This window comes from Simplicispira sp. GW247-4R2A, assembly GCF_059424465.1.
The window spans coordinates 22,824-45,835 of the sequence record NZ_JBWKZM010000017.1 but is presented as its reverse complement, the minus strand read 5'-3'; the positions used below and the strand labels follow the sequence as shown (position 1 = coordinate 45,835).

Genomic DNA, 23,012 nt, shown 5'->3' with positions numbered 1-23,012 from the left:
GTCAAAATATCGAAACGACGTTTTTTTGACAACTTCGACAATGGCAAGTTGATTTAAGGTGATTTATGGCGGAAGTTGGCGGCGCGACGGCGCCTGTTGACCTCAGTGGTTACGCAATCATGTCCAGCTTCGCGCGCTCTACGCAGAGCGCGCGAATGCTGGCGTTTCTGCTTCGCATTGATGGCGTGGACGGGTGGGCTGTCGATTTCAAGGAAGACGAGGCCCCGAATGCGCTGGAGATCAAGGCGTTCGTGACCCAGTTGCAGTCCTTCCTGAATGCGGGTGGCATGAGCAGTCTTCATGCCGCGCCGCGTGAATTTCTCGAACTGCTCGGCGGCATGCGGTCGAGCCGATGCCTGTACCTGCTCAAGCGGGCGAGCGAGCAGAACGAAGAACTGGGCAATCAACTTGAAAAGCTGCTTGGCGAAGCAACGACAAATGATCGGTTGGTTTTGGTTGTGCGGCGACGGCTTGAGGCTTTCACAAAGGCCCAACTGATCGGCGAAATTTTTTCTAGTTCTCGGCTTGAGCGTATCAAGTCAATCATGGGGGTCGAAAATGGCAAGCGCTGATGCGATGAATGTTCCGATGGCTGTTTCCCGTCAAAGCTGGGTGGGCGGCGTCAAGGAGTTTTTCGGGGATAAGCGGTTCATCGCTGGCACCGTCCTGGGCCTGTCCCTGTTGGCGGGCGGCTATGCGCTGTCGGCGGGCGGCACGGGCGGCGGTGGATCGTACAGCGATCCGTCCAGCACGTTGCTGTCCGATCAGGAGTCGGCGATCACGGCGCAGATGCGCCAGGACGCCGAGGACTGCGCGAAGGGCGACAAGGAGGGTACGGTCGGCCACGCCATCAATATGTCGCTCAAGGCGCATCTGGAGCTGGCCTCGGCGTCGCCAAACGTGGAGCAGCTTTTCGACGTGAATGCGGACTGCTTCGCGGGCCTCAGCTCGTTGATCGACCTGTCCTTTGCGATCCCGTCGCTCGCAACGATCATTTCCGCCGCGCAGAACGCGGTGTTGCAGTACGCGAAGAAGAAAATTTGCTCTGCCGTGGCGAAGGTGACGGGCATGGTGACAGGCCCGATCAACCAGGCCATCGGTCAGGCGAACCAGTACATCGGCGCGCTCAACGGCCTGAGTGCGAACCTGAACAACGGCGGCGGCCTGACGATGCTCGATCCGAACCTCGGCTCGAACTACAACATCGGCTCGTCCGGCACGTACACGACCGGCCAGCCCTTCGCCAACAACCCGCAGACCCCGGTGGGCGACTCCACGGGTGGCGGCGATCAGGGCTCGGGGAGCTACACCCAGGTGCAGCAGTTGACGCAGCAGCTCGGTCAGGTGCAGGCCTCCCTTGGCCCTGCTCAGGACGCGCTGGGGCAGGCTCAGCAGGCCTACAACTACTGCCAGCAGGTCGGTGGAGGTTCGTGCTCGTCGCAGGCTACGGCGCTGCAAGCCGCGCAGCAGAACGTGAACAACATCCAGAACCAGATCACGTCGCTGCAAAACCAGATCAATGCCCTGCTGGGCAGCGGCGGCGCGAAGTCGGCGCAGGCCTCGTCGTCTGGTTCGTCTGCGGTGTTCGGTGGCACCACCACTCAGACGCAGCAGAACCAGACCTTGACGCAGAAGCTCAGCAACCTGTTCCAGTGAGGCTGAGGCATGAAAAAGGCTGCAATCAGAAAGGCGAGGGTGGTGGCTCTCGTCGCCCTTGTCGGCCTCTCTGCCGAGGCTCATGCGGGCTGGGCCACGGTGCTTGCATGGTTCCAGACCATGCAGCGCGAGGTGAGCGCGCTGGCGATCCAGGTGAAGCAGAACGCAGTTGCTGCCAACCAGATCAGTGATGCGGAAGTCAACACGCGCAAGCAGCTTGCGGTGGCAATGGGCGCGCTGATGACCTCTGAGCGCGTGCGGGAAGTGGTGCAGAACTACGACCCGACGCTCGGCCAGCCGATGCTGCTCAAGTGCGATGCGCAGTTTGACCGCAGGGTGCAGGTGGAGGTCTTCAATCAGGCGTCCAAGAACACGCGCGAGTTTGTCTCCAACTTCGCCATCGCCTCGACGGACTCGCGGGCGGTGGCGGATCGGGACGTGCTGGCACAGCACAGGGAGCTTTTTTGCTCCGTGTCCGAGGCCAAGCAGGGATTGTGCGAGGTGAAACCAAACGGCATGCAGGCGTGGGATGCCTCGTACTCAGGGCCGTTCGGCGAGCAGACCATGACGCCCGATGTGGAGCTGGCGGCATTCAACTACATCACGAACGTGGTGGATACCAGAGCGCCCAGTGGGATCAACTGCAAATCCGAGGCGTGCGCCTCTGCCCGGTTGCAGAACATGCGGGACACGGCCATCGGTTCGATGGTTGCTGAAAGCCTTGTCGGGCAAGTGAGCATGCGCCGCTCGACAGTCTTGGAGTAGGGATATGCGAAAACGAGATCGACATGCCGTGAAACGGCATCTGGTGCAAACGGCCCTGGCAACGATGCTCGGCAGCAAGCGGGCCATCGTCGTCACGGCGGTGGCGGGCAGTTTGCTCGTGTCGGGCGTGGCCTATGGTGCGCTGTACGGCGGCGGGCCTGCCGAGGCCTGGACTATCGGCATGATCTCGGCGCTGACAAGCGCCGTGGTGGCCCAGCTTGCGGCCTTCCAAGCCCTGTTCATGGCGCAAAGCCAACTGCGCTTCGAGCAGTTGATCTCTGCGGTGGCGGTGGCCACGAAGCAGGAGGGTGTGTCGGCCAATCAGGTGGTTGACGCCACGCGCAATGCGGGACAGACGTTGGTGAACGCTGTGCGTGCGCAGCGCATCAACGATGCCACCGTCAAGGCCTACCTCGACTATTCGCCCACGACAGGGCAAGGCTATGACGCCTGCGGCACCATCGTGCGCAATCGGACGCTGGACAAGGCATTCGATGATGCGCCCGGATCGGCGCGCAGGTTGGTGAGCCAACTCGACGCGGCGCCGGGAACGATGGTGCAGTCACGGGTGTCGGCGATGGCGAACCGACTGGACATGCACCGCAGCAAGTTCTGCACGCCATCGGAGGCATCGGCAGGCCTTTGCACGCTTGGGACGGTTCCTGGCGGCGACACGAACGCGGGCCTCCTGTTCACGGGGGTGAGCGCCGACAGCGACGAAGCGCTGGCACGCAAGGCATTCATCCAGAATGTGGTGGGCGATCCCGACGAAAAGATCAGCAGTGATGCAGGGAAATCTCCTGCCGGACAGGCCTACCTGTTCGAGAAGAACCGCAAGGACTCGCTGTTGTCGATTCCCGCGTATTCCCTGGCGATGATCGACGCGAACAACACGCGCACCGATGAGTTCCAGGGCAAGTCGCCGAACGAGATGATGAAGCTGCGCGTGAACCAGTATTTCGGCGGCAAGGAAGCGCAGCAGTGGTCATCGTCCATGGCCGCGCAAACGACGCGCGGCCTGATCGTTGAGGCTACCAAGATGGCTGGCCTGGAGGTCTGGATGCGTCACAAGCAATACGAGCAGGGCCAGCGCCTTGAGGCGAATCTGGCGGCACTGGTGCTCAGCAGCACGGACGAGATGCAGGCGGATGTGGATCGCAAGCATCAGGCCGTCCTGAAACAGACCGCCGCCCAGGCGGTGAAGCCATAAGGGTCACGGTATGCGTAAGAGAACAAGCTCCCCGGCGAAAACCGGCACCATGTCGCGCGCCCAACGCCGCCTGCTCGTGGGCGTGACGGGCCTGACGGTCGCCGTGACAGCCTATGCGTACTGCCCGCCGCAGTATCAGGAGGCATGGGTGTATCCGGCCTTCGCGTGGTCGGCAACGACGATCACCGGCACGATCACGGCGCTGGACGCCGCGCTGTCGGCCCAGCTCTGGTTTCAGAGCGAGCGTCTGATTAGCGCGGTCGCCATCTTGACCAAGCAAAAGGCGGTATCGGCCAACCAGATTTCCGATGGCCTGCGCAACACGAACCAGAACATCGCGGTGAGCCTCAACGCACTGTCTCAGGCCGAGCGCGTGAAGAAGGCCCGCTTCGAGTACGGCGGCGACTTCGGGCAGGGCTACTCGCCGTGCTATGTGTTCCAGGGCCGTCTCGGCATTTCGCGTGCCGAGTCCGATTTGAACGGCATGGCGGCGGCTGCGGTGCGCACGGACGTGCAGGCGGCACCGGGCCGCTTCGCCAACCCCGTGTTGGCGCAAAAGGAAATGCTGGAGCAGCACAACGCGCTGTTCTGCACCAAGGATCAGGCTGACTCCGGCCTGTGCGCCGCAGAGGGCAGTTTGCCGGGGGCCAGTTTGTCCGTGGCAACGCTGTTCAAGCCCACGGCGAACGAGGAAGATTTGACCAAGGCGAAGTCGGCCTTTATCAACAACCTGTCGGGCCTGCCGGACGGTGAGGTGCCGCAGGGCGCCGGTAGCTCCGAGGTCGCTGCCTCGTACCAGCAGGCCAAGATGCAGAAGGATGCAGTGCGCAGCAGCGCGCTGGCCTCGCTCAAGCAAATTCAGCTCGAAACCACGAGCGGCCAGGATGGTGAGCACGGCCACGGCGATTTGCCGCTGTCGAAGCAGTACGAAACCGAGGTCAAGCGCTACGCGGGCAACACGCCGGAATACCAGACCTGGGCGCGCGTGATGGCTGCGCAGAACGACCGTGGCGCGATGGTTGAACTGCTCAAGATCAAGGCGCTGGACTTGTCGCTGCAAGAACGCCAGTACCGTCAATGGGAGCGCATGGAGGCGCAGTTGGCGAGTGCGGTTGCCGCCAAGCTCAAGTCGCAGTCCCGCAAGGCGAATGCCGCAGCCGACTCGGCGGTGCGGCAGACGGCGACGAGCAAGCTGGGGTCGTAAGGAGTGGCTATGAAGGCATTCAAGCGGCTTGCTTTTCTTGGGGTGGCTGCGGCTCTTGGTGCCATCGCGGTGCCGCAGGCGGCTTCCGCCGCCTCGTGCGCTATCGACCCTACCAAGGGCGGCGGCGGGATGTCCGCAACAAGCCGCTTTGGCACATGGCGCTCGTACTACAACGGCGGCAAGGGCGGCGGTCACGGCGGGCAGGATTTGCGGGCAGCGGTGGGCACGCAGTTGTATTCGCCTTTCGATGGAACGGTGGCCTACAAGAGCGTCCAGCCGAACGGGGCGGGCAACTTCCTGGCGATCCGCAACGCCGATGGCGATCTGGTCTGGTTCATGCACTTGAGCGGCTACGCCAATGGCATCAACGTGGGCGCCAAGGTGACGGCAGGCCAGTTCGTGGCCTTGTCGGGCAACACAGGCCGCAGCAGCGGGCCACATTTGCACCTTGAATACACGGTAAAGCGAAAGGATGATGCTCGGAATAAGTGGGTTCAGAAGGGGATGACCCGAGAACAGGTATTCCAGGCGCAAAACCATTATTCGCAAAAGAGCGATGGCACATATACGACCGATCCAGCGGGTTATATGTGTGACGCATATACGTTCGTCGGCGACGCGACGAAGGATAACGCTGTACTGGGCAAGGATACAAAGGCGCAATATGCGATTTTGTATGGCAGCGTCCCCAATGGCACACCGCCTAATGCTGAATATACCGATGTTCAGACCATTGCGGCGAACTCGGTAGCGGTGCAGGCAAATGCACAGGGCAAAACGGTAACGGAATTCCTTTCAGACCGGGATGGCTACGGTACTTTGCCTGGAGTGAGATATGAGAAATATGAAAACGTGTCTCCCTCGGAAATGCTTGCGAGGGAATCCAAGCGTCGGATGATTGATGCCGAATGGCAGAAGAATCTGACCCAGGTTTCTTCTCGTGCATTGTGGGTGGATTATCTCCAAACAATTGCTGTTAGCAATTACATGCAGGAAGCCATCTACCGCAAGAAAGAAAAAGTGGAGGGCCTTTTGGCTACTCTGGTTGCGCAAGAGGCCGAAACCCAGCGCAAGACCGTCGATGCGGCGCGGGAGCGCGCTGTGCGGCAGAACGCAGTGCAAACTCTGCGGTAATCACGATAGGAGCGGGCCATGAGCAGTGAAAACGATATGGACATGGACGGTTTGAAGATAAAGAAAGGCCTTAAAAAATTCGGGCCTACGAAAACGGTTGTGAATGACAACGCTCAAATTGAATCTGCGGAGAAGGCTGCAAAACCATCGGAAAAACCGGAAAACGAGGCGGACGGCAAAATTTCCACAAGGTTCAGGATTTTGCCGGGTGGCAAGGCAGAAGTTATTCAGCTTCCTACGCAACCGCAGCCTACAGAACTGAAAGCTGATATTTTCACTAGCTCGAAAAGCTCCAAGAGCTTCGAGGCGAACGTGGGCGTGAGTAATGAAGGAGTGAGCGCGAATGTCGGTATGAGCATGAGCAAGTCCACGGAGGTGAGAACCGGCGTGGCCGCGCAGATCAACAAGGAAGACGTTCTTGCCGAGGTGCAGGCCAAGGGCAAGGATGGCAAGGTGCCTCTGGATGAGCTGTCCAAGGTGCTGCTGCGGCAGATGGGGATCAAGAACGAGGACATTGAGAAACTGGAGGCCATGGACGCGGATGCGCGCGCGAAGGCGGTTTCTCAGATTTCGGAGAAGCTGGCAGTCGCGCTGCGCGAGGAAAAGGGTGCCGAGCTGCGCGCCGGGGTGTCCGTTGGTGGACGTGGCGCTCCAGCCGCCGAGGGCGGTGTGCGCGGCCCAGGTACGGGGACTGTTGCTAACGAGCTGCTTGCCACGGGCGGCGCACTCATCGGTGGTATGGCCGCTCTGGCGGGTGGCTCCGTGAGGCTCGCGGGCGCTGCTGCGGGTGCCCTGGGCCGTGGCGCGGCCACGCTGGGCCAGGGGATCAAGGATGCCAGGGAAGCCAAGCGGTTCGACGCGGTTTCCGTGCTGCCGACGATCTCCGAGTACCGGGTCAAGAAGGTCGAGGAAGCGGCGGAAAACTACGGCAATGCCGTCGATTCCTTTTGGAAGGTGCCGCCGATGGCCGCGATGCGGCACGAGATCGAGGAACGTGCGCGCAAGACGGGGATTTCCGTTCCTGATGCCATGGCGAAGATGAAGCCGGGTGGGGAGTGGGCCGATCTGCACGACAAGTTCGTGAAGGAGGTTGCGGCTTCCCCCGAGGCTACCCAGTCCAAGGTGGCGATGGACAAGGCCCTGTCGAGCTGGATTCGGCAGTACGACCATGGCAACGAGGAATTGCTGGGCGCCGATGTGGACGGGAACCCAAACCACATGAAGGCCAAGAGCCGGATTGATGCGACGAAGGACAAGATGGAAGAAAAGGCTGCGGATTCGCCGGTATTCGGTGGCGAGTCGGAATCGCATGCCGAGCGGTTGAGGGCTGCGGTTCAGGCCATCATCGAGCGCATCAAAGAGGTTTTGCAGGCCGTGCGCCAGAAGGTCTTTGGAGGGGGGGCCGAGCATGCTGCCCCTTGAACAAGACCGTGCGAGGTTCCCTGGCATCGCGTTGTTGCGTGCCAGCGCCGCTGATTTCGGCCTGGGTGGCGACAGTGGGGTTGCCGTTTGCCTGGGCGCCGTCCTTGGCGCTGCGCTGGCATTCGGCAGCGAGGCCGAAGAAGGCGCTTTCAGCAGCATCTTCCTTGTGTACGGCCAGGGCGACGAGCGCGTGCATGTGACCGTCAACGCAGTCCGGGATGGTGGGCATCGCCTTGTTGTTGAGCGCGTGGTTCGTGGCGACAAGAACAGGTACTTGGGCGGGTTGGTGGCCTCCATGAACGAAAACGGCGGTGAATGGCTGGTGGAGGCCGCGCACCTGGGCGGGAAGCCGGTAAGCGCACCGGATTTCCTCGACTCCATCGCCGAGTTGCGCGGCTTGATGCTGGTTGCCAAAGAGGTAAGCGAGCGTCTGACAGCCGTGCTTTAAGGGAGGGGTAGATGAGGTGGTTTGATTTATCCCGCTTTGGTGCCAAGTTGTCTGTGCTGCCCAAGTCGGATGCGCGCTCGCGCACCGTCTTGCGGCTCGAAATGCGGCACTCCAGGGACTGGGCCGCGCAGCGGCGCATTGCGCAGGTTCTCGATCCCTCGGTAGAGGAACGATTCACCCCGGCGCGGTTCTACGCCGCGCTGGCCGATCTCGGGTTCAGCGAGATGAAGCCGACCCGGCTGGCGTCCGGCACGCGCGAGGACTTCGACCAGCACGGTGCCGAGTACCCGACCTTCGCGGCAGAGGCTGTGCGGGACAGCATCAAGCTGTCCGAGTTGCAGGCCGTCATGCCTGGGCTGTCGGCGAGTGATGTGGTGGACATGCCGCTGGATCGCGTTCTTGTGGCCAGCGAGGATTTTCTTGGCTACGAGGCACGCTGGGAACGGCTGCGCAAGGCAATGGTGAACGACTCCATAGGGGCGTGGGTGCCAAACCAGAGCCCATGGGGCCAGGGCGAGAGGCCTGTGCCCATCACGCAGGCCCTTGAAGACGCAGGCCTGGGCCTGAAACGCGAGGACAGGGACAAGACGATTCCTGTGGCCCTCGCGCTCCAGGCGAGCATGTTGGGCTACCGGGATGACGCGCTGGTCACGTACTACGTGTCAGAGGCGGCAGCGCTTGCCGATGGGCTCAAAGAGGGTGAGTACCACCGGGCCGGGTACGCGGCATCCGTGCCGATCATGGTGGCGGGCGAGGGCAAGGTGGTGGCCTTGCGCGACGTGTGGGCCATGCCCGATCTGCGGCGCACGATCTCCCCGGAAAACGCACTCTGGTTGAAGCCAAGCGGCGATCCGCAGTCCCTGGTGGTCGATTACTTGCGCGAGCGCATGGCCTACCGCGACAAACTGAGCGAGTCACTGGGACGGCTGGATGCCTGGATCGCTGATCCGAAGCTGCTGGCCGAGGAATCCTCGGACATGGTGTGGGGCCAGGTGGCGGTTTTCGCCGAGGGGTACGAGCTGGCTGAGCGCCACTCCAACTTGGCCGATGGAGTGTTCGGCGAGACGGAAACGGCCCTGGAGCGCAGCGAGCGCGGCGAATGGCGGCTGCGCAAGCTCGGCGCCATCGACAACGGGGTCTATGAGGCCCTTGCCTTGAGCGCAGAGAAGCTGGGCATCGAGTCCAAGGAAAAGGTGCTTGATACCCTTCTCGGCGCGCGCCTGCTGTGGCAGAAGATGGTCAACGCCGAAGTGGCGGCAGAGCGCGCTGCGGCCATGGCCCAGGCCAAGGCCGTCGATGAGGCCAAGGCGCCTATCAGCTTCGTGAAGCAGGGCGACTACTGGAACTACAGCGGCGCTCGCGCCCGAGAGGTTGCCCAGGCCCTCGAAGTGGCGACGACCACGCGCAACGGCCTGGAAAGCGTGGGCTTCCCCGAGCACGGGCGCGAGCGTGCTGTCCAGGCCCTGGAGGATGCGGGCATCAGTATCGTGCTCGAAGACGGCTCCCTGCGCTTGGATGCCACGGACAAGCGCAAGCATGTGGACGTGGGCGAGAAGATCGGCGGCGCGCGCAAGGACTACGCGAAGCGTGCCTTGGGCCAGGACGATCTGGCAGGGTTGAACGACCTTGAGATCAAGCTGCACGTCAGCAAGCAGAACATCTGGCCGCCCCTGGACTACGCGGCGATGCGCGAGCGCGGCATGGACGCTAAGGTGGCGATGGCGTTGAAGCTGGTCAAGGACAGCATCAACACGGCGCCTGCGCAGCGCCCCGGCCACGATGCGAGAGATTGCGCGGCCAAGTATGTCGAGGCAGTCGGCAGGTTCCGGGACATTTTCGAGGGCGTGACCACGGAAGTCGATTTCGGCAACGCGGTGATCGAGGCGAAGCAGTATGCCGGGGAAGGGGAATCGCAACTGATCTACGGTGGGGATACGTGGTTCCAGCTCGGAAGGGACACCTCGAAGGTGCTTTGGAGCAACGTCATCTGGCAGGCCGAGAAGAAGATCCAGCGTGCGACCAGGGAATGGAATTCGCAGACGCAAAGGATCGAGTACCGGGAACCCTGGACGGCGCTTGTGAAGCAAAGCAAGACCGCCACTGATGCCGAGGTGGCCGAGCGCAAGCGCAAGGCGGAATTGGACAAAGAGTTGCACGTCCCGCATCTCGCCAGCGTCAAGCGGTTTGGCGAGGACTGGCGGGAAGGCCGAGACGTGACTGCCGAGGAACTGCTGGATCAGTTTGGATTCAGGGCCATCGAATACGGCGAGTGGCTTCCACAAAAAGAGCGTCAGGAGGTCATCAACATGGCCTACGACAGCTTTGCGGACTTGGCGCAAGCCTTGAATCTGAGGCCCAAGGACGTGTCTCTCGGCGGCGAGCTGGCCGTGGCCTTCGGCGCTCGTGGAACGGGCGGCAGAGGTGCGGCCCTGGCGCACTTCGAGCCTGGGCGCTTCGTGATGAACATGACCCGGATGAAGGGCGCTGGAAGCCTTGCGCACGAGTGGTTCCATGCCTTCGACCGGAAGATGGCTGTGGACATGGGCACCGGGCTCTATGCGTCTGAGTCCAAGGCGCCGCATCTCAAGGCGCTTGGCGTCCTGGCAACGCGCATGAGCTGGCGGAACGCCACGCCCGAGGAACTGGCCGAGCAGTCGGCCAGAGGCGCGGCCCGCAGCAAGTCCAACGCGGAGTCCTGGCTGGGCAGGATACCTCCCGAGAAGCGTGGCGAGGCCATGGCCGACCTTTCCCATGTTCTGGAGTCGGTGCGCGGGCAGATCGAGCAGCGCGTGAACACCATCGTGGGTGAGGCCGGGAAGAACCCCTACCGTTCGTTCGTGGGGGAGAGCGGCGTAATCGGCTTTCACCTCCTGTCCGACTTGGCGGATGACGTGCGCAGCGAGATGGTTGCGAAGTGGCGCGGCCAGCTCGGCAAGGATGCGCCAAAGGCCTTGCATGGCAATGCGTGGCACTTCGGCAAGCACGAGGGCCTGGGCCAGACGGTCAGGGCCTACGTCGAGCGCAATCTGCCCTTGCCAGAGGAACTGCTGGGGCACCCCGATCTGCGCAAGCCGTCGCGGTTTGCCAAGGATGCCGAGCAACTGGACAAGATGAGATCGTCGCCCTACTGGAACACCACGCGGGAGCTGTTCGCTCGCGCGGGCGCGGCCTATGTGCAGGACAAGATCGAGGAACTGGGCGGGCGTAGCGACTACCTCGTGTACGGAGCTGGTGATGACCGCAGGGTAGGGGACATGACCATGAGCCCAAATCCATCTGGCGAGGATCGGCAGGCATTGCGTGCGTGCTTCGACGCGCTGATGGACGAATACCGGGCCACGTTGATTCATGAGGTCACGGCGACGGAGGACATGAGGCCATGAAGATCGAGAGCTACAAGGCAGTGGTGGCGACGCCGCAGGCTCATACGGAGTTCCTGCGGCATGTCGTCGGCCTGATGGAGCGGGTAGAGGGCACGGGCCAGGAGGCCGCTCGCCAGCTCTACACGTCGATGCGTGATGGCATCGACGTGGGCGGCAATCCGTTCAGTCAGGCAAGGCACTTGCATGCCCTGGAGGACGCCTCGGATTCATGGGATGTGGAAGAAACGCCGCCAGAGGTCTTGCGGGAACTGCTGAGCCTGTCGGAGCAGATTCAGGGGTTCGACACTGGCTACACGGTCTGCGACTTCACCGTGGGATACCACTGGATCAAGGAATTGGCGGGAGATGCAGAAATAGCGCCGCCCCGCTGATTCCTGCCGTTGGAGTCGGTGCTGGGCATTTTGCGCGGCAAGAACATGCCTACCTATGCCCAGCTCGTACACCTTCAAACCATCGCCCAGCGCGCATGCGCAGCGGCCATCCTGGGTGGGTAAAGCCGCAGTGGCTTGCCTGCCAGGATGGCATGTGGGCGGCTCAGGTGTCCAGGCCGTCCAGATTCTGCTGGCTGGCCTTGGCGGTGCGCTCGGCTTCGCGCGAGGCACGCTTTTCCTTCATGGACGTGAGCGCATCGTGGGCTTCCTTGAGGGCGAACAGTGCCTCGGCATCGACCTCGATCTTCTGGCCCTTCGGCATACCGCCCTTTTCCCAGCGGGCGAGGCCTTCCAACACGCGGGAGCGCTTGCTGAAAATCTCGCCGAAGGCACCCGTCACGCTTCCGGCCACCTTGGGCGGTATGCCAGCGCCGCGCACGGCTTGGCGTGTGGCCTTGCCGCCCGATTGCAGGACGCTCAGCAGGTATTCACCAGCATCCTCACCATGGACGCGGACGGCCTCGATAGCGCCGTCTGCGGACACGCGACCTCCCTTGACCAGTGCATGCACGTCGCAGTTGGCATTGGCGAGCAGCAGAAGCTGCTCCACGCGGGCCACGGTGCGGCCCACCTTGGCCGCGATCTCGGTGTTGCTGTAGCCCTTGCGGTGCAGCCGCAGATAGCCCATGGCCGTGTTCAGCGGCTTGAGCTGCAAGCCATCGGCAGAGCGCAGCATGACCTCGACACGCTCAGCGTCGTTGCCCTTGAAATTGACGCACTCGACAAAGGGCAGATCGTGGCCGCGCTCGATGCACAGCAGGGCGCCGCGACGGCGCAGATGGCCCTCGACTGGGCTGATGTTGCCCTTGTCGTCCACCCACACGATCAGAGGCGGCACGTAGCGGCCATTGGCGTAGGCGTCGGCGAACGACTCGATCTGCGCGATCACGTCCGGGTCGTCGTAGTCGCGCAGGTTGAACCCGTCGATTTCAATCAGGCGGCGTGGATCAACTTTCCACAGGTCGGTCTTTTTGACCTGCGAATCGCTGGGATCAGCAGCCATGGCTTTCAGGGATGTTTTGGCGTTCATAGCGATCCTCTCGGTAGGTTACAGGATGGACTATACGCCATCATAACGGCGTATGCAACCACAAAAACGCAAAAACAACGCTTTTTGAAGTTGTCAGAGATTTGTTCATGGCTTATACAACCCTGTAAACGCATCATCGGGTGGTATAGTGGTGCTGTACTCGAAAGGAAACAGCGGCATGTCTGCAAAGAAAACCGAAGGCGACGTTGCGCCATTGGAGCGGATGACACCCAACGAATTTCGCGCCGAACTGGTGCGCAAAGGGTGGACGTTCGTAGAGCTTGGCCAGCGCTGGGATATGTCAGCGAACTGGCTTGCCAAGGTGGCGGGGCGCGTGGATCGACCCAGGTACTGGGACGACGCCGTGCGCGGCCTGCCGGATCGCTTGCGCAGCGGTGGCCGTGCAAAGGAGGACTGACAGTGCAGGTGACATGGGGATATTCGGCCCGCGACTTGAAAAGCGGCAACAGAGTGCCGGTGGTGGCCGACACGGCAACCACGGTGAACGGGCATGCGCTGATCGTCGGCATGACGGGTGCAGGCAAGACGTACACGCTCAAGCGGATGATCCGCGAGATGGCCGCGACGGGCGATCCGGCGCACCCGGCGCGGTTCTACGTCTTTGACATTCACGGTGACATTGATATTGAAGGGGCGAGCACGGTCATGTTCTCCGAGCAGACCGGGTATGGCCTGAACCCCTTGCGCGTCAATCCTGACGTGCATTTTGGAGGGGTGCGCAAGCGTATTCAAGGGTTCATGGCGACCATGAACAGTGTGATGCGCGAGCTGGGGCCGAAGCAGCAGGCCACGCTGCGCAACGTGCTCTATGACGTGTACGAGCGGCATGGTTTCCGCCAGGACGATCCCAGTACGTGGGCGGTCAACGAGGACGAAACGCATCTGCTGTCCAATGGATCGGATGGGCGCCTCTACATCGACGTGCCCATTGCTGAGAAGGACGAGGCGAAGTCCTTGGGCGCGCGCTGGGACGCTGGTGCCCGTTGCTGGTACATCGACTCGCGGGAGTATGAGGGTGCGATCACTCGTTGGCCTCCCAAGACGCTTTCGCGCACGCACCCGTCGATAAAGGACGTGTTGCGCACGGCCCGCTACATCATGCAGCAGAGTTTCTTGGGCAGCGGCCAGGAGGCGATCACATGCCTGGGGGTGGTCAACAAGGCATCAGCGGCTTATCAAAGAAAGCTGCTTGAGGCCTTGCGCCAGGGTGAGCGGGCTTTCCGCGACGAGAAGCTGCAAGCCGAGATCGAGAAGGCCAAGCAGAAGGCCATCGACGCCTACGCAGACTACGTGAGCGCGATCTCCACGGGCCGTGAGGTCGATGACGTGATGCGTTACGACTCCACCGATGTGCTCAAGAGCGTGGTGGATCGGCTGGAGAACCTGAACGCAATCGGCATCTTCAAGGCCAAGCCGCCGCCGTTCGACCGCAACGCCGCCGTTTGGCGTTACGACATTCGTGCGCTGGGCAAGGAAGAACGGAAATTGTTCGTGCTGTTCCGGCTGGAGGAACTGTTCGCCGAGGCCGTGCAGCGCGGCGAGCAGAAGTCGATCCGCGATGTGATCTTTCTCGATGAGGCCCACATCTTTTTCGATGATGACCCGGACAACATCATCAACACCATCGCAAAGGAGGCCAGGAAGTTCGGCGTGGCCCTGATCTGCATTTCGCAGTCGCCTACGCATTTCTCCGAGGACTTCATTGCGGCGGTGTCCACGAAGGTGATCCTCGGGATCGACGAGCTGTACTGGAAGGGTTCTGTGACCAAGATGCGGGTCGAGGAAGCGGCCTTGGCATGGGTGAAGCTCCAAAAGTCCATGCTGGTGCAGATCAAGTCCCGTGGTGCCACCAAGAACGACTGGAACTGGGTCGTGATTCCCGAGGCCTCGCATGCTCATGGATGAGTTGCGACACGCCATTGCGGCAGAGCTGGCACGCATGACGCCAGCCGAGCTGCTGGGCGCGGGGACTGGCATCTTTGGCGCGCTGCTGCTGGCTTGGCGGGGGCGGCTCGCCGCCTGGGCCTGGGTGTTGTGGATCGTCTCCAGCATTGCCTGGATCGTGTATGCGGTCAAGGTCTGGAGCATCCCTTTGCTGACACAGCAGGCGGTATTTGCCGCAATCAACATGCTTGGGGTTTACCGATGGCTTATACGAAAAGAGCGGTGAGCCAAGCAACGGTGGAGCGCGCGAATGCGCTTCGTGCGCTGCCGTTGCTGAAAGCACTGGACGCGGTGGGCGCGTATGCAAAGCTGGACGCGAGCTACCAGCCCATGAAGAACAGGGATTCGAGCAGGTATCACGTCTCAGTGGACAGCCAGGACTATGAACTGCTGATCTGCCGGGAGAAGTGGTACGACACACGCGCTTGCAAGGGCGGCGGCGGGGCCATCGACCTGACCATGCACCTGTTTTCCGAGCCCTTCAACAAGGCGCTGCGCCGACTCGACAGGGCGGTGTCGTGATGAGCTTTGATCCCAGCGCAATGCAGGTTGCTAGGCTGGCCGAGGCCGACCTGGGGGAAGGTGTGTCCGACACTGCCGCCCAGGTAAACCTGATCGCGGACGGCGAAGTGCGTCAGCGCTGCGCGAGCGCGAAGCTGGCCGCGCAGATCGTCACGAGGGCCTACCGGGTGAGTGCCGATCTGGATGAGGGGCAGGTGCTCACCGGCATGGCCGATGTGCTCAAGCGGCTTGCAGCAGTGCGGCAAACATGCTTATCCCTTGTCGGGGTGGTGGACGAACACCCGGACTACGGCACGGTATTCGCCATGGCAACGTCGATTGCCCTGGACACCGTGACCGAGGAATTCAAGTGGCGGCAGATCGGCGGGCGCACGAAGGAGCTGCCGCTGCCGCTCTTTTCCAGGCTGATTGAGGCCGTCAGCAGCAAGCAGCCACGGTTGTTCGCCAAGCCTTCGGGCCAGCTCGACCTGAGCGCAGCGCGAAAGCTCGCCACGTTGCAAGCCATGCCGGTGATGCTGGGCCTTGTGAACCTGTTCGACTACTACGTTATGGATGCAGAGGCCATGTCATGCCGACTGGTCTATGCAGTGGCGGCGCAGGCCGAGTACCACGCGCTGCAAGGCGTGGACGGCCTGAGCGAGTTTGGGCAGGCCCTGATGATCCAGCGCGCCTACGGTGTCAGCGTGGGCGTGATGGTGGAGGTCTATAAGGCCTGCGCGTACAAGGACGTGCAGAAGCTGCGCGACATGCAGGAGATCGACAGGTCGTTTGCCATTGCCAATTACGAGCGCATCGGCGGCATGAGCTATGAGCATGTGCTGTCGGAGCACGACAGGGTGATGCGCAAGACCTATGAAGTGTGTGAGTTGATCGTCAGCGCCCAAGCGGGCAGTTTGGAGAATGGTGATGGGACATGAAACGCAACAGAGCTGGGATTCGCTGAATACCCTGGTTTCGGGCTTGGCTGAGGCTGAGTTTGGACGGGGCGAGCAGTTCGTCTATGACGGGGCAAGGCTCTACCCCGAGGATGTGGCCGACATGCTGCTGCCGTCGATCCTGTGCTTGGCTCAGGGCGTCTCGCGGTATGTTGGCATGGGCGAGTTCGGCTACGACTACGGCCTCAATGTCGAGACGAAAGACGCTTTTCCGCTGTCGGCTTCCCCGGCAGGGAAGATCGCGCCGTTCCACCGGATCGCGCCGTTCGTGGTCGAGGCTTTCGACTCGTATGTGCTCGAAAACCGGGCGGACATTGCGCGGGTCTTCGAGGCGGCGGCGCAGACCATCTACCCGGATTTCACGCTGGAGCGCAACACGCGCGTCGGGCGTGAAAGTCTGGCGGTGGGAGTTCATCAGCAACAGGGGCCGAAGGTGTAACTTACATGAGCAGTACCGATCCACGAAAAAAACAGCCCGCCTCATACCGTGAGCCGGTGCTGGAGAAGCTGGTCTTGAATGACCTGATTCACCTGTCCAACGACAGTCGCTACGACAAGAATGTGCTGCTGTGGATGCAGGACAGGTATGTGAATCAGGCGATCACCGAGAACATGGGCGTTCTGATCGACCTCGTGCGCAAGGGCAAGCAGGAGGGATCATCGCCCGAGGAAATGCAGCGAGAGCGCATTGAAACCCTGGTCAAGCTCACCTGCGAGACGTATTCCTCGGAGAAGTCGTTGGGCCGTGGCGCCGATCTCAAGACCTATCTGGATGCTGCAACCACTTTCTTCGAGGCCGAGTCCGTGCGGTACGCAGGGCATCTCAAGGACGTGTCCGAGCAAATCGCCAAGGCGGTTGCGAACGGCGAGAGCCCGGACATTGACCGGATTGCGCGCACCGTGTACGGGGCGACTTTCAAAATGTCCGGGGCCATTGATTCGCTGGAGCGCATCAACAAAGCGTCTGCCGATGCGGTCGCCAAGATGATGGAGGGGGGGATCAAGAAGATCGAGAGGGTGGCCGTGACCGATGTGGAGCTGAATGTCGGGCGTGTGCTGTTCAAGGCCATCGACCAGATTTCCCAGTCGCCGGAGAAGTACATCCAGTTCACCGACCCACGGCGAATGGAGATGCCTGACTACCAGTTGTGGGACTTCGAGCCGGTGCATCGAGCGCCCGGATTTTGATTTCAAAAAGCGTAATCTCGTTTTTTTATCTATACCTTGCAATTTTGCGTTAGTATTGAAGCCATAATGGCATAGCGCTACGATGGTGGCGCATCATCGAAATGGAGTACGAGATGAGCGGCTTGGAAACGGCGATCAAGGCAAAGAGCAGCGCCTTTGGCAACTACATCGACCCGCAGCGCGAGCTTTTTGATGCGCAGCAACTCGCCCTGGTGCGCGTCGAGCTGCCCGAGTACACGCACAGCGGCCTGGGCCGCGTGCTGTTGAGCGTCATGCGCTACGAATTCACCGATCTGGACGGCAAATTCGGGGTCGAGGGCATGTCGGTCGGGGCCGACAGCAGCCGGGGCATCATGGTGTACCAAGACATGCAGCCCGAGGTGGTGGCCACCAGCCACGCCGAGCTGCATGAGCGCAATCCCGAGCTGGCCGACAAGCTGCGCAAGCACGGGTATCCCCCCGAGCTGATCTCCATCGGCCTGCTGCATGCGGGCGAGACGGACTCGTCGTTGGACGGCCTGTGCCGCTTCATCGACGTGTACCACGCCCGCGCCTCGTGGATCGAGATGCACCCGGTCGAGGTGCGTTTCGCCAATCTGGAGGTGATGGCCGGTGGCATGGGCATCAACTGGGAGCGTGTGCTGCCCAGTGGGCCGAAATTCTGAGGGCTAGGAGGCAGTCATGGCTACGAGCTTCGCTGATGCAATCCGGGATCGTGTTTACGGCTACCTGACGGCTGCGGGCGCGGAGCTTTCGCGCAGCGGCGGCGGCGAGCCGGTACGTGTGTCCTGGCGGGTGTCTGGTTCCGAGCTGGATGGTGTTGCGGCCAGCTTCTCCGACGCGGATGACGTGATCGAGTTCGGCCTGCTCTCCCGTGTGGGCGGCGAGCCGACGAACGTGCTCAACGCGAGCATCGTCGTTGATGGCGACGAGGCCCGGATTTTTTGCGTGTCCGACACGCGAGGCGATATGAATTTCGAGGGCGCAGTAAAGGCCGAGCAAGCTGCCGATGGCTTGTTCATGGCCTGCGACTACTTCGCCCAGGTCGTGGGGTCTGCGGTGCCCGTTTGATGGGGTATCGCTCAAGCCATGGCAGAGTCGCTTGTCATCATAGAGGCACCCGGCAAGCGAGCAGGCTTGTCGGATGTGCTCTGGCGGGCGGGCATGCGTGGCTTCGAGGTTCTGGCAACGGCGGGCCACATTGCCACCAACCCGGCGCGGCTGACTCCCCTGGGCATCACACGCAGCTTTCGTGAGACGGCCTACGCGATCCGGGAGGATCGGCAGGCCGCGTGCGAGCGCATACGCGAGGCGGCTCAGAACACGGCAGGCCGCATCTACCTCGCCACCGATGACGATCAAGAGGGCGATGTGATCGCCCGCGACGTGTGGCGAATGGTCATCGCTCCAGAGGATAGGGCCAGGGTGCTCCGGGTGCGATTGCGGGCGCTGTCGCCAGCCGAGGTGCAATCGGCTTTCGAGGCGGCGGCGCCGTTCGATCCACTTTCTGCCGCCAAGGGCGATGCCCGCCGCGTGCTGGATCGCCTTGTGGGTGCGTTGTCCAGTGCCGAGGGGGCGGTGGGCCGTGTGCAAGGTTCGTTGCTGCTGGCATTGGCCCAGCAGCGGCCCGTTGTGGGTGTCGCAACCTTCATGGCTACTGCTGATGACGGCGGCGAGCCGTGGATCGCTCAGCAGGCCGTGCATGCCGGTGAGGCGCCGCCCGCATCGGAGCTGCTGGACGTGGGTTTGTCGGTGGGCAGCAGCGTGGAATCGACCGTGGGCGCACGTCCTATGAACCATGGCGAGATCGTGCTGTCTGCGAGCGTCGAGACGGGAGCCGAGATCGCCGATGTGGCAAAGGCCATGCAGACGCTCTACGAGCGCGGGCAGATGACCTATCCACGCTCGTCAGCGCAGGCGCTGAGCGTGGATTCGGCGCGGCGGCTGGAGGTGATCGCCAAGATGAACGGCGCAGCCTTCGATGCCGAGCGGTTCACCGCCGTGCGGGCCATGGGCCTGGAAGTGGAGCACGGGCACGAGGCACCCAATCCGGCTGCGTTCGATATTCCCCTGAATCGGGACGCCATGCTGCTCTCGCTGCCCGAGCAGGTACTGGTTCACATCGCCCGGAATCTGGTGGATTGCGGTGTGCGTTGCACCGTCGAACAGCCTGCCCTGGGTAGCTTGCAGAAGCTGCCGGATGGGCTGGCCGGACTTCCATGGCATCGCAAGACGGAGGTGGGCATGCGTCTGTATCCGGTCGTGGTGCCAGAGGCTGGGTTCAAGCAGTGGACGCAGGAGCAAAGCCTGCTGCACCTCATGCACAAGAACGGCCTGGGCCGTCCTTCTACCGTGGTGGAGCACGTCAACAAGTTCGTGGCGCGCGGCCTTGTCGATGCGGACTTCGAGTTGACGGCAAAAGGGCGCGACTGGTGCGCCAATGTCGGCCAGTTGTTCCAGCATCAGAACCTCGCCCGATTGGTCGAGGAATATCTGGAAACGCACCGTGATCCAGCGGCCTTGATGGTTGCGGACATGGTGGAGCAATTCGGCATCCCCGTTGGAACGAGCGATGGGATGCCGTTCGATCAGGAGTATGAAGATGGACAAGAAAACACGTTTCAAGCCAGCTAGTTTCTTAGAGGTCGATGACCTTTACGGGGGGCGCAAGATCGTCATGGTCGGCGCCGATGGCATTACCTACTGGGATGCGCTGGACGTGGAGGCGGTCACGCCTATCGTGATCCACCCGATTTTCAAGCCCGTGGAGATCGGGCCGCTGATCGAGTTCGCGCGCCGCAACGATCTTCTGGATGCGCTGCGCATGATGACCCAGCACATCAACAGCACCCAGGCCGAGCGGGCGCAGCGTGACCCGCTGTACGTGATGCGCGTTCTCGTGGCGTATTCCAAGGGGGCCTGCGACAGCTCGGCTGGAGCCATCGAGAAAGCCGTGGAAGCGGCGAACGAGGAAGAAAAGCGGGCCATGGGCGCCCAGGCCATCTACGAAAAGTTCGCCGACGAGACAGAGCAAGACGGCCACGCGCATTGAGCGCCTTCGCAACATCCAAGGGAGAGCGTAGATGGGTAAAACGCTGATCGTTGCCGAGAAGCCATCGGTGGCTGGTGACATTGCAAAGGCGCTGGGTGGTTTCAGCAAGGGCAACGGCCATTACGAGCGCAGCGATGCCATCGTGTCGAATGCACGCGGCCACCTGATCGAGATTTTCTCGAAGGAGGCCGACGAGGGTGGCAAGAGCCTGAACGATCTGCCGGTGATCCCGGCGCGGTTCGGCCTGCGGCCTACCAAGGACGCGGGGCCGCAACTCCGGCATCTGGTGTCGCTGATGAAAGACCCTTCGATCACCGAAGTGGTCAATGCCTGTGACGCGGGCCGCGAGGGTGAGCTGATTTTTCGACTGATCTACGACTACGCGGAGTGCCGCAAGCCCATGCGGCGCATGTGGCTCCAGTCGATGACGCAGGATGCCATTCGTGATGCCTGGAAGAACATGCGCCCTGGCGCTGACTTCCAAGGCCTTGCCGATTCGGCCTACTGCCGTAGCGAGGCCGATTGGATCATGGGCATCAACGGAACCCGTGGGGTGACGCGGCTCTATGAGCGCCAGAGTGGCGCCTACGAGCTGATGAGCGTAGGGCGTGTGCAAACACCTACGCTGTCCCTGGTCGTGGAGCGGGAGCGGGCGATCAGGAACTTTGTGCCCAAGGACTATTGGGAGGTGCGAGGCACCTTTGGCGTAGCTGCTGGCACCTATGTCGGGACATGGTTTGATGCCAATGCGAAGGCTGATCCTGCCGACAAGCAAGACGATGATGATTCGGGCGATGCGCCCGAGGCCTCGGCGAGCGGCCAGCGCATTTTCGACAAGGCGCGTGCCGATGCCCTGGTGGCGAAGTGCCTGGGCGTTTCGCCGTCGAAGGTCACAGAAGAATCCAAGCGCTCGGAAGAACAGCCGCAGCGCTTGTTTGACCTGACCTCGCTGCAACGCGAGGCCAACAAGCGCTTCAAGTTCTCGGCCAAGAGGACACTGGACATTGCCCAGGCGCTCTACGAAACCCACAAGGTCACTACCTATCCCCGAACGGATGCCAAGGCGCTGCCCGAGGACTATGTGGCAACTGCTACCGAGCTGATGGAGGGTTTCATGAAGGCGACGGGAACGGCCTACTGCCAATGGGCGCAGCCCGTGGTGGACGGCGGTTGGGTTAAGCCGAACAAGCGAATCTTCGACAACAGCGAGATTTCAGACCACTTCGCCATCATTCCGACAGGCACGCAGCCCAATGGACTGTCTGATGACGAGCAGCGTGTCTATGACTTGATTGTGCGCAGGTTCATCGCCGCCTTCTACCCGAACGCGGTGTACCAGACCACCACGCGCATCACGGTCGTGGCCGACGAGGGCTTCCGCACGTCCGGTCGCGTGATGCTCGAAGCGGGTTGGCGCGTGGTGTGGGGCGGTGATCGGCCCAAGGGCGATGCGCCGACCTTGTGCGCTTATGGCCAGGGTGAGCCTGTGCGCAATGATGGTGTCGCGGCGGTGGGCTTGAAGACCAAGCCGCCCGCCCGCTACACGGAAAGCAGCTTGCTGGGTGCAATGGAGAAGGCTGGAAAAACCATCTCTGACTCCGAGCTTCGCGCGGCGATCCGGGAATCGGGCCTGGGCACGCCTGCTACACGCGCTTCCATCATCGAAGGCCTGTTGTTCGCAGGAACGCGGGAGAAGCCCAGGCAGCCCTACATGCTGCGTGAAGGCAAAGAGCAGTTTCTGATGCCCACGGAAAAGGGCGAGGGCCTGTACGAGTTCCTGACCCGCAATTCGCTGTCCGCACTGACCTCGGCGGTCATGACCGCTGAGTGGGAAACCAAGCTGCTCGATGTGCAGAAGGGGCAGCTTGCGCGCCGTGACTTCATGGCCGGTATCAGCACGAGCGCCCACGGGATGATCGACGTGCTCAAGGGGAAGGCATCGACCATGCCGGAGCCTACACAGCGCGTCTTTGCTACCCCCTGCCCGAAGTGCGGCGGCGAGCTGCGCGGCAACCGCAAGCTGGAGTGCAGTTGCGGATTCGGCATCTGGACGACGGTATCCGAGCGTGTGATCTCGCCCGAGGAAATGACGGAATTGCTGACGAAGCGGCGCACGGGCGTGCTCAAGGGATTTTTCAGCAACAAGTCCAAACGCAAGTTCGATGCAACGCTTATTCTCAAGGACGATTTCACCTTGGGGTTCGAGTTCCCCGAGTCTGGCTCGGGCGGCGGTGCGGCCACCGCCGCAAAGGCGCTGGGCGTGCCATGTCCGAAGTGCAAGGGCGAGGTGCGGCACATCGGCGGCGACTACCCGCGCTACGCATGTGCCAATGGCGACTTCAAGCTGTGGGCGGTTATCGCAGGCCGTCAACTGTCGGAGGCGGAAGCGGTGGAACTGATCCGCGATGGCGCGCTGTCGTCGCGGCAGGGGTTCGTCTCCAGCAAGACGAAGAAGAAGTTCGCCGCAGGCCTGCGGCTGTCCCCGGATTTCAGCAAGACGGAATTCGTCTTTGACAACAACTGAGGTGAGCTATGACCGATGAAATAGACGTGACCATCGCGGATCGTGAAGACCAAGTGCCGATGGAACTGTTCGATGAGATCGTGGCCGAGTACCAGCGCAACGTGTTGTGCGATGGCCTGCGGCTTGTGGTCACGGAGGGGTAG

Annotated in this window: 24 protein-coding genes; 23 read left to right on the top strand and 1 reads right to left on the bottom strand. The window is 61.9% G+C overall.

The window, feature by feature from the left end; all coding sequences use genetic code 11:
* Positions 1-65: 65 nt before the first annotated feature.
* Genes AC07ZH_RS12580 through AC07ZH_RS12535 form a run of 10 tightly spaced genes read left to right on the top strand, consistent with a single transcriptional unit; the run spans position 66 to position 11,593 of the window.
* Positions 66-572 carry a type IVB secretion system protein IcmW gene (locus AC07ZH_RS12580; protein ID WP_495200035.1) on the top strand — a complete coding sequence of 169 codons (507 nt, stop codon included), beginning with the start codon at positions 66-68 and terminating at the stop codon, positions 570-572.
* Positions 559-1,656, top strand: a complete 1,098-nt coding sequence (locus AC07ZH_RS12575; protein ID WP_495200034.1) for a hypothetical protein — start codon at positions 559-561, stop codon at positions 1,654-1,656. Before AC07ZH_RS12580 ends, AC07ZH_RS12575 begins: the two co-directional genes overlap by 14 nt.
* Positions 1,657-1,665: 9 nt before the next feature.
* Positions 1,666-2,421: a hypothetical protein gene (locus tag AC07ZH_RS12570; RefSeq protein WP_495200033.1), complete on the top strand. Its 756-nt coding sequence runs from the start codon at positions 1,666-1,668 to the stop codon at positions 2,419-2,421.
* A gap of 28 nt (positions 2,422-2,449) precedes the next feature.
* On the top strand, positions 2,450-3,631 hold the full coding sequence (locus tag AC07ZH_RS12565; protein WP_495200032.1) for a hypothetical protein: 1,182 nt from the start codon (positions 2,450-2,452) through the stop codon (positions 3,629-3,631).
* Positions 3,632-3,680: 49 nt separating this feature from the next.
* Entirely contained in the window at positions 3,681-4,835 is a 1,155-nt protein-coding gene (locus AC07ZH_RS12560; RefSeq protein ID WP_495200031.1) for a hypothetical protein, read from the top strand.
* A 9-nt stretch (positions 4,836-4,844) separates the two neighbouring features.
* On the top strand, positions 4,845-5,969 hold the full coding sequence (locus AC07ZH_RS12555) for a M23 family metallopeptidase (protein ID WP_495200030.1): 1,125 nt from the start codon (positions 4,845-4,847) through the stop codon (positions 5,967-5,969).
* An 18-nt stretch (positions 5,970-5,987) separates the two neighbouring features.
* Positions 5,988-7,391, top strand: coding sequence for a hypothetical protein (locus AC07ZH_RS12550; protein ID WP_495200029.1), 1,404 nt, complete (start codon positions 5,988-5,990; stop codon positions 7,389-7,391).
* Positions 7,378-7,839, top strand: a complete 462-nt coding sequence (locus AC07ZH_RS12545; protein WP_495200028.1) for a hypothetical protein — start codon at positions 7,378-7,380, stop codon at positions 7,837-7,839. Before AC07ZH_RS12550 ends, AC07ZH_RS12545 begins: the two co-directional genes overlap by 14 nt.
* Positions 7,840-7,850: 11 nt before the next feature.
* Positions 7,851-11,222, top strand: a complete 3,372-nt coding sequence (locus tag AC07ZH_RS12540; protein WP_495200027.1) for an LPD1 domain-containing protein — start codon at positions 7,851-7,853, stop codon at positions 11,220-11,222.
* Positions 11,219-11,593, top strand: coding sequence for a hypothetical protein (locus AC07ZH_RS12535; protein WP_495200026.1), 375 nt, complete (start codon positions 11,219-11,221; stop codon positions 11,591-11,593). The genes AC07ZH_RS12540 and AC07ZH_RS12535 overlap by 4 nt, the downstream gene beginning before the upstream one ends.
* Before the next feature lie 163 nt (positions 11,594-11,756).
* On the opposite strand, the gene AC07ZH_RS12530 is transcribed toward AC07ZH_RS12535, so the two are convergent.
* Entirely contained in the window at positions 11,757-12,683 is a 927-nt protein-coding gene (locus AC07ZH_RS12530) for a ParB/RepB/Spo0J family partition protein (protein ID WP_495200025.1), read from the bottom strand.
* 178 nt (positions 12,684-12,861) lie between these two features.
* Between AC07ZH_RS12530 and AC07ZH_RS12525 the strand changes: the two genes are divergently transcribed.
* The 13 genes from AC07ZH_RS12525 (at position 12,862) to AC07ZH_RS12465 (ending at position 23,012) form a co-directional block, all read left to right on the top strand.
* Positions 12,862-13,101, top strand: coding sequence for a hypothetical protein (locus AC07ZH_RS12525; protein WP_495200024.1), 240 nt, complete (start codon positions 12,862-12,864; stop codon positions 13,099-13,101).
* Between the two features lie 2 nt (positions 13,102-13,103).
* Positions 13,104-14,609, top strand: coding sequence for a helicase HerA-like domain-containing protein (locus tag AC07ZH_RS12520; protein WP_495200023.1), 1,506 nt, complete (start codon positions 13,104-13,106; stop codon positions 14,607-14,609).
* Positions 14,602-14,874: a hypothetical protein gene (locus tag AC07ZH_RS12515; RefSeq protein WP_495200022.1), complete on the top strand. Its 273-nt coding sequence runs from the start codon at positions 14,602-14,604 to the stop codon at positions 14,872-14,874. The genes AC07ZH_RS12520 and AC07ZH_RS12515 overlap by 8 nt, the downstream gene beginning before the upstream one ends.
* Positions 14,871-15,170 (top strand): hypothetical protein, encoded by a 300-nt coding sequence (locus AC07ZH_RS12510; RefSeq protein ID WP_495200021.1) that lies wholly within the window; start codon positions 14,871-14,873, stop codon positions 15,168-15,170. The genes AC07ZH_RS12515 and AC07ZH_RS12510 overlap by 4 nt, the downstream gene beginning before the upstream one ends.
* Positions 15,171-15,190: 20 nt before the next feature.
* Entirely contained in the window at positions 15,191-16,087 is an 897-nt protein-coding gene (locus tag AC07ZH_RS12505) for a hypothetical protein (RefSeq protein ID WP_495200020.1), read from the top strand.
* Positions 16,077-16,544 (top strand): hypothetical protein, encoded by a 468-nt coding sequence (locus AC07ZH_RS12500; RefSeq protein ID WP_495200019.1) that lies wholly within the window; start codon positions 16,077-16,079, stop codon positions 16,542-16,544. The genes AC07ZH_RS12505 and AC07ZH_RS12500 overlap by 11 nt, the downstream gene beginning before the upstream one ends.
* Positions 16,545-16,549: 5 nt before the next feature.
* The gene (locus AC07ZH_RS12495) at positions 16,550-17,293 is read left to right on the top strand and encodes a hypothetical protein (RefSeq protein WP_495200018.1); all 744 of its coding nucleotides are present in this window, start codon (positions 16,550-16,552) and stop codon (positions 17,291-17,293) included.
* Positions 17,294-17,406: 113 nt separating this feature from the next.
* The gene (locus AC07ZH_RS12490) at positions 17,407-17,958 is read left to right on the top strand and encodes a hypothetical protein (protein ID WP_495200017.1); all 552 of its coding nucleotides are present in this window, start codon (positions 17,407-17,409) and stop codon (positions 17,956-17,958) included.
* 16 nt (positions 17,959-17,974) lie between these two features.
* A complete protein-coding gene (locus tag AC07ZH_RS12485; protein ID WP_495200016.1) occupies positions 17,975-18,364 on the top strand; it encodes a hypothetical protein in 390 nt (129 codons plus the stop codon).
* Between the two features lie 18 nt (positions 18,365-18,382).
* Positions 18,383-19,927, top strand: a complete 1,545-nt coding sequence (locus tag AC07ZH_RS12480; protein WP_495200015.1) for a toprim domain-containing protein — start codon at positions 18,383-18,385, stop codon at positions 19,925-19,927.
* The gene (locus AC07ZH_RS12475) at positions 19,896-20,345 is read left to right on the top strand and encodes a hypothetical protein (protein ID WP_495200014.1); all 450 of its coding nucleotides are present in this window, start codon (positions 19,896-19,898) and stop codon (positions 20,343-20,345) included. Before AC07ZH_RS12480 ends, AC07ZH_RS12475 begins: the two co-directional genes overlap by 32 nt.
* Positions 20,346-20,376: 31 nt before the next feature.
* On the top strand, positions 20,377-22,869 hold the full coding sequence (locus tag AC07ZH_RS12470) for a DNA topoisomerase (RefSeq protein ID WP_495200013.1): 2,493 nt from the start codon (positions 20,377-20,379) through the stop codon (positions 22,867-22,869).
* Positions 22,870-22,877: 8 nt separating this feature from the next.
* Positions 22,878-23,012, top strand: coding sequence for a hypothetical protein (locus tag AC07ZH_RS12465; protein ID WP_495200012.1), 135 nt, complete (start codon positions 22,878-22,880; stop codon positions 23,010-23,012).

What these genes read in the sequence shown, in the direction of transcription:
- AC07ZH_RS12580 (WP_495200035.1), top strand. Translation starts at nt 66, where the DNA reads ATGGCGGAAGTTGGCGGCGCGACGGCGCCTGTTGACCTCAGTGGTTAC.
- AC07ZH_RS12575 (WP_495200034.1), top strand. Translation starts at nt 559, where the DNA reads ATGGCAAGCGCTGATGCGATGAATGTTCCGATGGCTGTTTCCCGTCAA.
- AC07ZH_RS12570 (WP_495200033.1), top strand. Translation starts at nt 1,666, where the DNA reads ATGAAAAAGGCTGCAATCAGAAAGGCGAGGGTGGTGGCTCTCGTCGCC.
- AC07ZH_RS12560 (WP_495200031.1), top strand. Translation starts at nt 3,681, where the DNA reads ATGTCGCGCGCCCAACGCCGCCTGCTCGTGGGCGTGACGGGCCTGACG.
- AC07ZH_RS12555 (WP_495200030.1), top strand. Translation starts at nt 4,845, where the DNA reads ATGAAGGCATTCAAGCGGCTTGCTTTTCTTGGGGTGGCTGCGGCTCTT.
- AC07ZH_RS12550 (WP_495200029.1), top strand. Translation starts at nt 5,988, where the DNA reads ATGAGCAGTGAAAACGATATGGACATGGACGGTTTGAAGATAAAGAAA.
- AC07ZH_RS12545 (WP_495200028.1), top strand. Translation starts at nt 7,378, where the DNA reads ATGCTGCCCCTTGAACAAGACCGTGCGAGGTTCCCTGGCATCGCGTTG.
- AC07ZH_RS12540 (WP_495200027.1), top strand. Translation starts at nt 7,851, where the DNA reads ATGAGGTGGTTTGATTTATCCCGCTTTGGTGCCAAGTTGTCTGTGCTG.
- AC07ZH_RS12535 (WP_495200026.1), top strand. Translation starts at nt 11,219, where the DNA reads ATGAAGATCGAGAGCTACAAGGCAGTGGTGGCGACGCCGCAGGCTCAT.
- AC07ZH_RS12530 (WP_495200025.1), bottom strand. Translation starts at nt 12,683, where the DNA reads ATGAACGCCAAAACATCCCTGAAAGCCATGGCTGCTGATCCCAGCGAT.
- AC07ZH_RS12525 (WP_495200024.1), top strand. Translation starts at nt 12,862, where the DNA reads ATGTCTGCAAAGAAAACCGAAGGCGACGTTGCGCCATTGGAGCGGATG.
- AC07ZH_RS12515 (WP_495200022.1), top strand. Translation starts at nt 14,602, where the DNA reads ATGGATGAGTTGCGACACGCCATTGCGGCAGAGCTGGCACGCATGACG.
- AC07ZH_RS12505 (WP_495200020.1), top strand. Translation starts at nt 15,191, where the DNA reads ATGCAGGTTGCTAGGCTGGCCGAGGCCGACCTGGGGGAAGGTGTGTCC.
- AC07ZH_RS12500 (WP_495200019.1), top strand. Translation starts at nt 16,077, where the DNA reads ATGGGACATGAAACGCAACAGAGCTGGGATTCGCTGAATACCCTGGTT.
- AC07ZH_RS12495 (WP_495200018.1), top strand. Translation starts at nt 16,550, where the DNA reads ATGAGCAGTACCGATCCACGAAAAAAACAGCCCGCCTCATACCGTGAG.
- AC07ZH_RS12490 (WP_495200017.1), top strand. Translation starts at nt 17,407, where the DNA reads ATGAGCGGCTTGGAAACGGCGATCAAGGCAAAGAGCAGCGCCTTTGGC.
- AC07ZH_RS12485 (WP_495200016.1), top strand. Translation starts at nt 17,975, where the DNA reads ATGGCTACGAGCTTCGCTGATGCAATCCGGGATCGTGTTTACGGCTAC.
- AC07ZH_RS12480 (WP_495200015.1), top strand. Translation starts at nt 18,383, where the DNA reads ATGGCAGAGTCGCTTGTCATCATAGAGGCACCCGGCAAGCGAGCAGGC.
- AC07ZH_RS12475 (WP_495200014.1), top strand. Translation starts at nt 19,896, where the DNA reads ATGGACAAGAAAACACGTTTCAAGCCAGCTAGTTTCTTAGAGGTCGAT.
- AC07ZH_RS12470 (WP_495200013.1), top strand. Translation starts at nt 20,377, where the DNA reads ATGGGTAAAACGCTGATCGTTGCCGAGAAGCCATCGGTGGCTGGTGAC.
- AC07ZH_RS12465 (WP_495200012.1), top strand. Translation starts at nt 22,878, where the DNA reads ATGACCGATGAAATAGACGTGACCATCGCGGATCGTGAAGACCAAGTG.